This window comes from Leptogranulimonas caecicola (genome assembly GCF_023168405.1).
Classification (GTDB): Bacteria; Actinomycetota; Coriobacteriia; order Coriobacteriales; family Atopobiaceae; genus Leptogranulimonas; species Leptogranulimonas caecicola.
Map to the genome: position 1 here is coordinate 1,597,010 of NZ_AP025285.1, position 11,527 is coordinate 1,608,536.

Annotated in this window: 9 protein-coding genes; 5 read left to right on the plus strand and 4 right to left on the minus strand. The window is 58.7% G+C overall.

Annotated features, from left to right (window positions below):
* Positions 1-246 precede the first annotated feature (246 nt).
* On the minus strand, positions 247-897 hold the full coding sequence (locus OR601_RS06995) for an HAD family hydrolase (protein ID WP_265591496.1): 651 nt from the start codon (positions 895-897) through the stop codon (positions 247-249).
* 188 nt (positions 898-1,085) lie between these two features.
* On the opposite strand from OR601_RS06995, the gene aspS reads away from it, so the two are divergent.
* The gene (gene aspS / locus OR601_RS07000; protein ID WP_136012150.1) at positions 1,086-2,840 is read left to right on the plus strand and encodes an aspartate--tRNA ligase; all 1,755 of its coding nucleotides are present in this window, start codon (positions 1,086-1,088) and stop codon (positions 2,838-2,840) included.
* Between the two features lie 391 nt (positions 2,841-3,231).
* Entirely contained in the window at positions 3,232-3,918 is a 687-nt protein-coding gene (locus OR601_RS07005) for a type IV toxin-antitoxin system AbiEi family antitoxin domain-containing protein (RefSeq protein ID WP_265591497.1), read from the plus strand.
* Positions 3,919-4,221: 303 nt separating this feature from the next.
* Here OR601_RS07005 and OR601_RS07010 read toward each other — a convergent pair whose 3' ends face one another.
* Together OR601_RS07010 and OR601_RS07015 are read right to left on the minus strand one after the other, a co-directional pair.
* Positions 4,222-4,890 carry an XRE family transcriptional regulator gene (locus OR601_RS07010; RefSeq protein ID WP_265591498.1) on the minus strand — a complete coding sequence of 223 codons (669 nt, stop codon included), beginning with the start codon at positions 4,888-4,890 and terminating at the stop codon, positions 4,222-4,224.
* A gap of 5 nt (positions 4,891-4,895) precedes the next feature.
* On the minus strand, positions 4,896-6,188 hold the full coding sequence (locus OR601_RS07015) for an arginine deiminase family protein (protein ID WP_265591499.1): 1,293 nt from the start codon (positions 6,186-6,188) through the stop codon (positions 4,896-4,898).
* Between the two features lie 262 nt (positions 6,189-6,450).
* Between OR601_RS07015 and OR601_RS07020 the strand changes: the two genes are divergently transcribed.
* The 3 genes from OR601_RS07020 to argF all read left to right on the plus strand — a co-directional run bounded on the left by OR601_RS07020 (position 6,451) and on the right by argF (position 10,448).
* Complete coding sequence (locus OR601_RS07020; protein WP_265591500.1) at positions 6,451-7,884, plus strand: YfcC family protein; 1,434 nt, start codon at positions 6,451-6,453, stop codon at positions 7,882-7,884.
* A 127-nt stretch (positions 7,885-8,011) separates the two neighbouring features.
* Positions 8,012-9,259 carry an arginine deiminase gene (locus OR601_RS07025; protein ID WP_136012035.1) on the plus strand — a complete coding sequence of 416 codons (1,248 nt, stop codon included), beginning with the start codon at positions 8,012-8,014 and terminating at the stop codon, positions 9,257-9,259.
* A 181-nt stretch (positions 9,260-9,440) separates the two neighbouring features.
* The gene (gene argF / locus OR601_RS07030) at positions 9,441-10,448 is read left to right on the plus strand and encodes an ornithine carbamoyltransferase (protein WP_136012034.1); all 1,008 of its coding nucleotides are present in this window, start codon (positions 9,441-9,443) and stop codon (positions 10,446-10,448) included.
* 395 nt (positions 10,449-10,843) lie between these two features.
* Here the strand turns inward: argF and OR601_RS07035 are convergent, their stop codons facing one another.
* A complete protein-coding gene (locus OR601_RS07035) occupies positions 10,844-11,029 on the minus strand; it encodes a hypothetical protein (RefSeq protein WP_265591501.1) in 186 nt (61 codons plus the stop codon).
* Between the last annotated feature and the right edge of the window lie 498 nt (positions 11,030-11,527).

The window sequence follows — 11,527 nt, forward strand, 5'->3', positions numbered from 1 at the left end:
CTCATCTCACAGGTAGGTCTACTTTTTGACCTTCCATGATTTAGCCGGGGTTTTGCAGTGTGAAAGCAGTACTACTTTCACACTGCCCCCTTTTGAGCGCAAAGAGTACTTATAAATAATGAAGGTAGATTTGGTCTACAGGTTTTTGGCCTACAGGATAAGGGGTGTTGGCGCAGATCTGACGTAGGTCTGACGCAGGTCAACACCCCCTTATCAAAGCACGCTTTTTGTTCTATAAGCCCTGTTCTATCCCTGACAGATGGCCTCCTCAAGCTGAGGCACCGTATCTACCAGGAGGGCGGCGCCCTTCTCGGCAAGGAAGTCAGGATCCCTGAAGCCCCAGGTCACAGAGATACAGGGGATTTGGGAGTTTTTCGCGGTGAGGATGTCCACCTCGGAGTCGCCCACGTAGCAAGCCGTGTCGCGAGAGACTCCCATGGAGTCGAGGGCCAGGTAGACCATGGCGGCGTCGGGCTTTCTGGGGATGTCGTCTCGCTGGCCCAGCACAAAGTCGAAGGCGCCGGGAAAATGGAGCTCCATGAGCTCGCGCACGGCGAAGTCGCCCTTGTTAGACACGGCGGCGCACTTCACGCCGGCGGCGCGCAGATGCTCGATCATCTGAGGAATGCCCGGGTAGGGATGGGTGTGGTCATTGCAGTGGATGGCATAGTAGGCGCAAAAGTCGTCGAAGACGCTGTCCACCTCTGGCTGCGGGGTGCCGGCCGGGCAGGCGTCCAGCATGAGCTTGCGCAGGCCGTTTCCTACCATGGCGCGCACCTGGGCCAACGTATAGAGCGGGAACCCATGGGCGTCCAGGGTGTGGTTGAGCGCCAGCTGGAGGTCGTCTAGCGTATCCAGGATGGTTCCGTCCAAATCGAATACCGCAGCGTTGTACATGGGTTTCCGCTTCCTTTCCAACTGTTGGCGAATCTGGGCAGCAGCCCCAAGAGCGCGGCCTCGTTGCTATGATAGATAACCGCGTGCGCTCAGGTGCCGTCTACGCCTGAAGCGCCCCGTCTATCATTCACCGCCCGACCCTGCAGGGGGCGGCAAGACGAAGGGATTTCACCGTGTCTTCTTACTCCATGGCAACCCATACCTGCGGCCAGCTCCGCGCCCAAGACATTGGCCAGGACGTCACGCTTTGTGGCTGGGTATGGCGCCGCCGCGACCATGGTGGCCTCATCTTTGTGGACCTGCGCGACAACACCGGCCTCACCCAGCTCACCTTTGACCCCGACAACTCCGGCGGCCAGGCCTTCCATACGGCCGAGGACATTCGCCCCGAGTGGCCCATCATGGTGAGCGGCACCGTGCGTCATCGCCCGGAGGATACCGCCAACCCCAATCTGCCCACCGGCGAGATCGAGGTGCTAGTACACGAGATCGTGGTGCTCAACACCTCCAAGACGCCGCCTTTCCAGATTGAGGACAACATCGACACTGCCGAGGACACCCGTCTTCGCTACCGCTACCTGGATTTGCGCCGTCCCCAGATGCAGCACAACCTCAAGGTGCGCAACGATTTCACCTTCGCCGTCCGCGAGGCGTTGCACAACAATGACTTCCTCGAGGTAGAGACCCCTATGTTGGCCAAGTCTACCCCCGAGGGCGCCCGCGACTTCATCGTGCCTTCCCGTACCCAGCCGGGCAACTTCTACGCTCTGCCCCAGTCACCCCAGCTGCTGAAGCAGCTGCTTATGGTGAGCGGCGTGGACCGCTACTACCAGGTGGTCAAGTGCTTCCGCGACGAGGACCTGCGCGCCGACCGCCAGCCGGAGTTCACCCAGGTAGACCTCGAGATGGCCTTTGTGGACCAAGACAACGTCATGTCCATGGTGGAACACGTGCTCAAGCGCGCCTTTGCCGCCGTGGGCGTCGATATGCCCAGCCCCCTGCGCCGCATGCCCTACTGGGAGGCCATGGACACCTACGGTTCCGATAAGCCCGACACCCGCTACGGCATGACCTTGGTGGACGTGAGCGACATCTTCACCGCCTCCCAGTTCAAGGTCTTTGCCAGCGCCGCCACCACTCCCGGCCAGGTAGTCAAGTGCATCAACGCCAAGGGCGCTGGCGCATGGCCCCGCGCGCAGATCGACAAGCTGGAGAAAGTGGCAAAGGACTTGGGCGCCAAGGGCCTGGCTTGGATCGCCTTCCGCGAGGACGGCTCGGTGAACTCCCCCATCGTCAAGTTCTTCTCCGACGACGAGATGGCAGCCCTTCGCGAGCGCGCTCAGGTAGAGCCTGGCGACCTGGTGATGTTTGCCGCCACCGAGCGCCTGGAGGCAGACACCATCCTGGGCGGCATGCGCACCCACATGGCCAACGCGCTGGATATCCCCCGCGAGGGCCACGACTTCCTCTGGGTAGTGGACTTCCCCATGTTCGCCTACGACAAGAAGGCGAACCGCTACTCCGCGGAGCACCATCCCTTCACCCTGCCGGTTGAGGCCGACATCCCCCTCATCGACACCGACCCTCTGGCCGTAGGCTCCTACACCTATGACTTTGTCATGGACGGCTTCGAGGCTGGCGGCGGCGGCCTGCGTATCCACAACGCCGACCTGCAGATGAAGGTCCTCGAGCGCCTGGGCTTCACCCCCGAGCGCGCCCAGGAGCAATTTGGCTTCCTGCTTGAGGCCCTCTCCTTTGGCGCGCCTCCCATGGGCGGCTTTGCCCTGGGCCTCGACCGCGTATGCATGCTTTTGGTAGGCGCCGACTCCATCCGCGACGTCATGGCCTTCCCCAAGACCTCCAGCGGCTCCGACCTCATGCAGGGCGCGCCCTCCGAGGTCTCTGCGGCCCAGCTCAAGGATGTAAGCCTGCGCATCGACTAGACGCACTGCGCCCGGCCCGCTGCGGTTGACCTGCCGAGAAACACTGCCACTGCAAGCAGGGGCTGAGCGCCTAGCACGATCCCTTGACACCAAGCGGTTCATGTCTTTAGGGGCATGGGCCGCTTTTCTGTGGACATATGGGATGGCATGGGATGCGCTTCTCGGTTGAGAACCGCTGCACGAACGCGAACAACTGCAAATGAGAACGGGTTACTGAATGAAAGTGGATTCCCGGATTAGAACATGCGTTTTGATGCCCTCAAAAAACTATCTACTTTTGCTACCTAATGTGTTGCAATTGTAGTAAGATGCACTTATTGATGCAAGAAGGCCTAGTATACCTGGGCCTTCCTATATTGATGCCGATGGCTCGCACCGAGGAAGGATCACTATGAAGGCACTGGATGCTCTCAATAAGCTCAGCGACCTATGTGCTCGCCAAAAGGGGTTATTTACTTCGGCACAAGCCCAGGAAGTCGGTGTTAACCGCACCACTCTTACTCGCCTTGCCGCCCACCAGCAAATCGTTCCCATTGCACGCGGCGTCTACCGAGCCGCTACGGCGCCAGCGCTGCGAGAGGAACCTGTCTATGCCGCATGGCTTTCTTTGGATCCCAAAACTCCCGCTTGGAAGCGCAAGCTAGATAACACCGATTACGTGGTCTCTCGTGAAACTGCTGCCTGGCTCTACGGATTCGACGAGTTTGATCCCAAACCCTATGCCTTTGCCAGCATCGAACGCAAGCAGACTCGCAACAAAGGCATCCACTTGTTCAAGCATGCAATCAAGCCTGAAGATGTGAGGGTAGTCGACGGCCTCCCCGTACTTTCGCGCCAACGCACTGCCACCGAGATTCTCAAGTATTGCCCCAATACTCGAGCGATCATCGATTTTTTAAGCACACTTACACCCGAAGAACGACCTTTGAGCATGATGCGGCTCCTTGGAAATCGGGAGACAAAGTTCTCCTCTCTGGATGCCCATCAAATTAGATCTGTTTGCAACCTCTGGAGAAAAGAGGACCGCTCCCTAAGGAATGACTGGGGCACAGATCACACAGGTAGAGCCCATAGTTAGTACTTCTTAGGAAGAGGGAGCACATGGACAGCTTTAGAGATCATCTGAAAAACCCTTAGCAGCCAGAGTTCATATCGCAGCCCCTCAAAATACTTACTTCACTTGTATCAATCTAAGACATGGCTAATGTGCGCTTTTTTCACATTAGCCATGTTCATTTGTAGCTAACGTAGATAGTTTTCTGAGGGTCTGTCACCCCTCTTTTCTTGGCCCATTGATCGTTGGCCTTGGCCCTTCTTGGTTCTTCACAGCTATCTCGCCCCTCACCTTCCTAACTTCGCCGGGAGCTCTCCTGGCTCTTTCTCAGGCTCCTTCCACGTCGCGTGCGGCCTGGTACCACACCACCACGCCACACAGGCGCAAAGAGCGCTGCTCCACTATGAGATCGGGAGTGCCCCTTTCGTGAGACCAGGTAGAGAGCATGGCTACGCTGCCATTGGCCATATAGCGGCGTATCACTACGTTGGCATCGTCTACAAGCACCACCACAGAGCAGCCGTTATAGGGTGCCACTTGAGGATCCACCAGCAGCAGCGAGCCTGCGGGGTACACCTTGTTCATGGCGCCAGAATCCATCACTACAAAGAGGGCGTTGGGGTGGCGCTGGGCGATATCGGGAGGCGCATAGGCACTGCCTTTGCGTACCAACGTGGTGCCGTTGCCAGAGCGGATGTTGCGATAGCAGGGGTATTGGCAGGCAGCCAGCAACGTAGCTTTGGTCTTCTCGGCAGAAGCGCAAGTTGCCTCATCGGCATCTAGCGCTTGAGAGATTGCGCGAGGTCCTCCAAGGATCTCTTCGACGGTAACTCCGCACGCCGCAGCGATGCGAGCCAGGGAGTCTTTGCGCAAGAAGATGGCGTCGCGCTCCCACCGGGAGACGGTTTCTTGAGTTGTCCCCACCAATTGGGCAAAGGCCGTTTGCGAGAGGCCCTTTTGCCGGCGCAGGTGGCGTATGTTCTCGCCCACAGACATGGAGGTCACTCCACAGTCTCGCGCCAGAGCGGCAATGCAAGGCTGCCGGGGCCGCCAAAGCCGTCGGTGAGCTCGATGGTGGGGACAGCGATGATGTCGAGGCCCGCTTTCTCCAGCAAGTCGTTGACGCGCAGGTTGCCCTGGCTTACACAGAGCACCCCGGGAGCAAGGCACAAAACGCCGATGGCCTCGCCTGCCAGCTCGGCGGCCAAGGAGCTGTCGGTACCGTCTACCTCGATGAACTTTAGGGGACCCTGGTGAAGGGCGCGCTTGAGCATAGCCTTGAGGCCGCCGCGCTCCTCCTCGATGCGCACCTCGCCTTTTTTGCGTCCGCGATGGAGGCGCAGGAGGGGGCCTTGCTCGGCCAGGCTGCGATCCATCAGGAAGGTGTCGCAGTCCACGCGAGCTAGATAGGTGTCCAAATGCAGGCGGTTCCCGGTACCGGGGACGGGGATCACGTAGATGTCCTTGATATCTGAGGCGGGCATAGGAGCTGCGTCGCCGGATGGCGCACCATCCCTAGAGCCCCAAAGCAAATGGCGGGCAAGCACGTCGATGGCGGGGCCCTCGGTGCGGCTGGAAAGCCCTATGGCCAGGCTTTTGTCGGTAAGGTTGATAAGGTCGCCGCCCTCGATATGAAACGAGCAGCTGTGGTCGAGCCATTGGGGCGTGGAGCTAAACGCCGGCAGATGGCGCAGGAGGATCTGGTAGAGATCCACCTCGCGGGTACGGTCGCGCCAGTACATGGAGTTGCAAGTAAGCCCTCGGCCGATAGCCGTAACGGGATCACGCACAAAAAAGCTGGTGTTCATGGGGCGCGAGAGGAAAAGTTCGGGGTCGAAGGCGGTGTCGGTGCGCTGCGCCAAGGGAAAGGACGCAGGGCTCGCCAAGTTGGTCTGGCCGTAGCGCACCCCGTCATAGAGGGATTGCACCAGTTGTGCGGGGCTGCCTTGGGACAAGAAATAGTCGCGCAGGGCGCCGGTGAGCTCGGCGCCCTCTACGGGGCTGTCGGCCACAAAGGCGTCCACGAGTTCCTGGCGGGCCTCAGGCGAAGCCTCCAGAGTCTGTTGCAGCGCGTCGCAGACCTCGATCACCTCTACATCATGAGCCTTGAGCACGCCCACCAACGCATCGTGTTCCCGCTGGGCCTGCTCAAGGTCAAAGCTGCTGCGGCCTGGGCGCAAAGGAAACGCCTGGAAAAAGTCTCCGTGGGCCGTCTGCTGGGTTTCTCGCCCTGGGCGATGAACGATCGCCCGTCTGAGCGCGCCTATCTCGTTGGTTACCTGTACATAGCTCATGATCTCTCCCTTGCTTCAGCCTCACCCTAGCGCATTGGAAACAGCTCTCCCAGCTATAGGAGGCCTATATGATATTGCGCGTCATATTTTTTGAGATTTATGACAGTCTACGTCATAGGCTACGCCATTTAAAGGACAGATCCCCTCTCTGATGCCCCTTCCTCCCTCGCCTCGCAACTCTGAACCCCATGATGGCCTCATTGGTAAAGGCCAAGGTGAAGCCCCACAAGAGCCTCGCCCAAGCTTGCAAGAGAGGAGTCCCATGAGTCAGAAAACAAAGAAGGCCTTCGCGGTACCCCACACCTACACCATCATCTTTGCCCTGATGGTTCTGGTGGCAGCGCTCACGTGGGTGGTGCCCTCAGGCGTGTTTGACACCGCCGAGGTCAACGGCCGCGAAGTGACCGTCGCAGGCACCTATCATGAGGTGGACAAAGTGAGCGTGGATCCCGAGACCGGCGATGAGGTGGATCTTCGCCAGGGCGTCAACGCAGTGCTCGAAGCACCTACTCTGGGCATCCAGGAAGCCATCGAAGTGGTTGCCTTTGTGTTTGTGGTGGGCGGCTCGTTCCAAATCATCACCGCCACAGGAGCCATCGACGCCGGCATGCGCCGAGTGGTCAGGCGCTTCAAGTCTAAAGACATCGTGGTGATCCCCGTTGCCATGCTGCTCTTCGCCCTGGGCGGCTCGACCTTTGGCATGGCCGAGGAGACCTTGCCCTTCTTCGCCATCTTCCTGCCCATCATGATCACCATGGGCTTCGATTCCATCACAGCTTTCATGATCGTCTTCTTGGGCGCCAAGGCTGGCTATGTGGCTTCCACCATCAACCCCTTCAGCGTCCTCATCTCCCAGGGCATCTTAGGGATCACCGGCAACCCTCAGCTGTGGCTGCGAGCCATCATGTTCGTGGTCATCGTGGGCCTCACCATTGCCTTCGTGATGCTCTATGCCACCCGCATCCGCAAGAACCCCGAGAAGTCCCTCACCTACCATGAGGATCAAGTCCTGCGCCAAGACATCAAGACCGTGGATGAGGAGACCCCCTTCACCGGTCAGCAAAAAGCCGTGTTGGCAGTCTTCATAGGCGGCATCGCCCTCATCGTCTGGGGCCTGGTGAGCCAGGGTTGGTACATGAACGAGCTCTCCGCCATCTTCTTGGCCATGGGCATCATCTCGGGCATCATCGCCGGCTTCGGCCAGAAGCGCATCGCCGAGGAGTTCGTGGCCGGCCTTAAGGACTTCGCCTTCTCCGCCATCGTCATCGGCCTTGCCCGCGGCGTCCTGGTCATCGCCAACAACGGCATGATCATCGACACCATCTTGAACGACATGGCCAACGGCCTCGCAGGAGTCCCCAGCGCCATCTTCACCTCCATCCTCTACCTGCTGGAAAACCTGCTCACCATCCTGGTGCCCAGCTCATCCAGCCTGGCCGCCCTCACCATGCCCATCTTTGGGCCCCTCACCGAGCTCATGGGCCTGAACCCCGAAGGCGCCGTCACCGCCCTCTGCCTGGCCGAGCCTATGATGACTATCATGGCCCCCACCTCCGCCATCCTGGTGGCCGGCCTGGCCGTCTGCAAGATCAGCCTGGAGAAGTGGTGGAAGGTCTCCTGGAAGTACTTTTTGGCCATGTCCCTTGTCTGCATGGTCTTCACCGCCATCTCGGCCATGCTCCCCGTGGTGGCCTAGCCCGCTACCCATATTCCCTGGCAGGGAGGGCGTTTTTATCGGCACATGCCGAGAAACCCATGGCCTCCCTGCCGGCGGCATCGCCCTTTTCGCATCAATCCCTTCGACATCGAAGAAAGGTTTTGCCATGTCCCCTAAGCCAATCCATGTGACCAGCGAGATTGGGTCTTTGCAGCGCGTGGTGCTCCACCGTCCCGGCAAAGAGCTGGCCAACATGAAAGCCGACGAGTTTGAGAAGTGCTGGATCCACGACGCCTTCTATCTGGACTACGCCCAGAAGGAGCACGACGAGTTTGCCCGCCTCCTGCGCGAACACGGCGCCGAGGTGCTCTATATGGAAGACCTGCTGGCCGAGGCCATGGACCAGCACCCCGAGGCCCGCACCGCCTTCCTCGACGAGTACATGAGCCAGGCCCCTGTGCCCGACCCTGAGCTGGCACCGCTGGTGCGCCAGAAGCTGGACGCCATCCGCGACAACCGCGCACTGGTGGATGCGGCGCTGGCGGGGATGCGCCTCAAGGACCTGGAGCTTGCCTCTGGCCCTACCACCCTCTCGCGTCTGGAGGGTGACGGCGTGGCCCTGGACGACTTTGTGGTCTTTTCCATGCCCTCCAGCTACTTCTCCCGCGACCCCATCGCCTCCATCTCCAACGGCGTCGCGCTCCATCGCATGTATTACAACCAGCGCAATCGCGAGGTGCCCTTCTACAAGACCTTCCTCACCTACCACGACGACTTCGCCGGCACGCCCTTCTGGTACGACAACCACTCTGCAGCCCACATCGAGGGCGGCGACGTGCTCAACATCAACGCCGCCACGCTGGCAGTGGGCATCTCCCAGCGCACCGAGGCTGCGGCCATTGACCAGCTGGCCCAGAACCTCTTCTGGGGTCCTGTGCCTTCCACCATCGAGCAGATCTTCGCCATCAAGGTGCCCTACGGCTACGAGACCATGCACTTGGACACCGTGTGCACCCAGATCGACTACGACAAGTTCACCGTCTACCCCGGCATGTACGACGAGTTGCGCGCTTACCGTCTGCACAAGGGCGACACCCCAGGCGAGGTGGGCATCGACGAGCTTACCGGATCGCTCAAGGAGATCTTGGAGATTGCCACCGGCGAGCCCGAGATCACCCTCTTCGAGTGCGGCGGCGGCGACCCGGTAGAGGCCTCCCGCGAGCAATGGAACGACGGTTCCAACACCCTCGCCCTCGCCCCCGGCAAAGTCTGCGTCTACGAGCGCAACACCGTCACCAACGACCTGCTCTACAAGGCCGGCATCGAGCTTTGTGTTGTTCCCTCCGAGGAGCTCTCCCGCGGCCGCGGCGGCCCCCGCTGCATGTCCATGCCGTTCGCGCGTGCCGACATCTAGCACTCCCCCATCGCGCGATTGCGCCCATGGAGACTGCCCGCGGCTCCACACTTGCTTCTCCCAGCAGGGGCCCTGTACCTCCTGGCGCCCCTGCTGGGAGAAGCCCCACCGCCTAAGCATCTCGTTTCCCGCCTTGCCCCTCCTCACCTTCCCTATCACACCTCACATGAAAGGACCTGCCATGCCCCTGAGTCTTTCTGGCAAAAGTTTCCTCACTCTGTTGGACTTCACTCCCGAAGAGATCAACTACCTGCTTGACCTTGCCCACCAGTTCAAAGCCATGAAGCGCAACGGGGTGCCTCATCGCTACCTGGAGGGCAAGAACATCGTCCTGCTTTTTGAGAAGACTTCCACCCGCACCCGCTGCGCCTTTGAAGTAGGCGCCATGGACCTGGGCATGGGCGTCACCTACCTGGCTCCCGACAGCTCCCAGATGGGCGCCAAGGAGTCCATCGAAGATACCGCCCGCGTACTGGGTCGCATGTATGACGGCATCGAGTACCGTGGCTTTGACCAGAGCATCGTGGAGGAGCTGGCTGCCAATGCTGGCGTGCCTGTATGGAACGGCCTCACCACCCAGCTTCACCCCACCCAAGCCCTAGCCGACATCATGACTATGCAAGAGGAGTTTGGCCATGACCTGCGCGGCAAGACCCTAGCTTTCTTTGGCCAGGTAGGAAATACTGCCGGCTCACTTTTGGTCATCTGTGCCCAACTGGGCATCAACTTCGTGCAAGTGGGCCCCCAGTCTCAGGTAGAAGGCAACCGCACCTACGATCCCCAGATGCTGGCCCGCTGCCAAGCCCTGGCTGCCGAGCACGGCTCCACCATCAAGATCACCGACAGCATTGAGAACGGCATCCAAGGAGTCGATGCCGTGTACACCGACGTGTGGGTAGGCATGGGACAGCCCTCCGAGCTTTGGAAGAGCCGCATCGCACTGCTGGAGCCCTACCGCGTCACCGCCGACGTGATGGCCGCCGCAAACCCCGGCGCCATCTTCATGCACTGCTTGCCTTCCTTCCACGACACGAACACCACCGTGGGCGCCCAGATCGCCCAGGAGTTTGGCGTAACCGAGATGGAAGTTACCGACGAGGTCTTTGAGTCTGCACAGTCTCGCGTGTTCCAAGAAGCCGAGAACCGCATGCATACCATCAAGGCTGTGATGTACGCCACGTTGAAGTAACGAGCTGCAAGAGAGTCCGAAGGAACTCTAAGCCGCCCCTGAAGAGCTGTAGGGGTCCAGCAGCACCATTGGATCCCCTCTAGAAACCTGCTCCAGAGACACAAAAGTACCCTCAGTATCCCTCTAAAAATGTACTTCATATGCAACATATAATCGTAGCTAATGCAGATATTTGCTGCATTAGCTACGCTTTAATGTAACTAATGCAGAAGGTTTTCAGAGGGCCTAATACCCCTTATTGCCCCCAGCCTGCTCTTCTGCCTCGAGCAGCTCTAACACTCTTGACCAGCGAATCCCCTACTAGGGGCTCTCACGCCGGGACACCCGTAGCTACATCCCATCCCTGCCAATGCGGCGCCCGCAGCAAAGCCCCGCTCGCAGCACAATCCTCAACCCTATTTCTTGGACTCTTCCATGGCCTTGCGTATACAGTCTTTTAAAAACCCATTCACGTTATCAATACTTTCCATAAAGCACACGAGGTCCTCGTCGGTATTCTTATTAAGCTGAACCACGTAACGCTTTACATTGTGCTTTATATATTTTGCAGTGGCACGCTTTTGAGCCTCGCTAACCGCCATTGGAAACTCCTTCATCTCTGCGATGATCTATATCATATTAAACATAGTTAAATAATGGCAATCTAAACTAAGCCTTATTCGATTCAAATTTCCGATTCACATCAATCGGGCACATGTCTAACAATTGCAAATTAATCATTTGACATTGACACCATCTTGAATGTCAATATTTCTACCTGGACTTTATCATCGTCAACGTGGCCAATAGCCCTTTTGGCACTCATTAACAAAGCGCAACCGGTTTCTTAGAATACTGCACGTTATTAGGTTACAGTCCAGCGCCATATGTTCGCTACGGTTGCCAAATTCTCGCCTTAGATATCAGTAATACTGTATAGTTTTATCTATTACTTCTACATAATTCAATGTCGATGCACAGTATGGGCGATAGGATGCCTAACTGCGCAGGACCGCGATAGGCATCGGCTCCTAAGTGTTTTCCTGAAAGCAAGGCACTCAGGAAACTGAGTGACCGCTATTGAAACATCGCCACTAGCG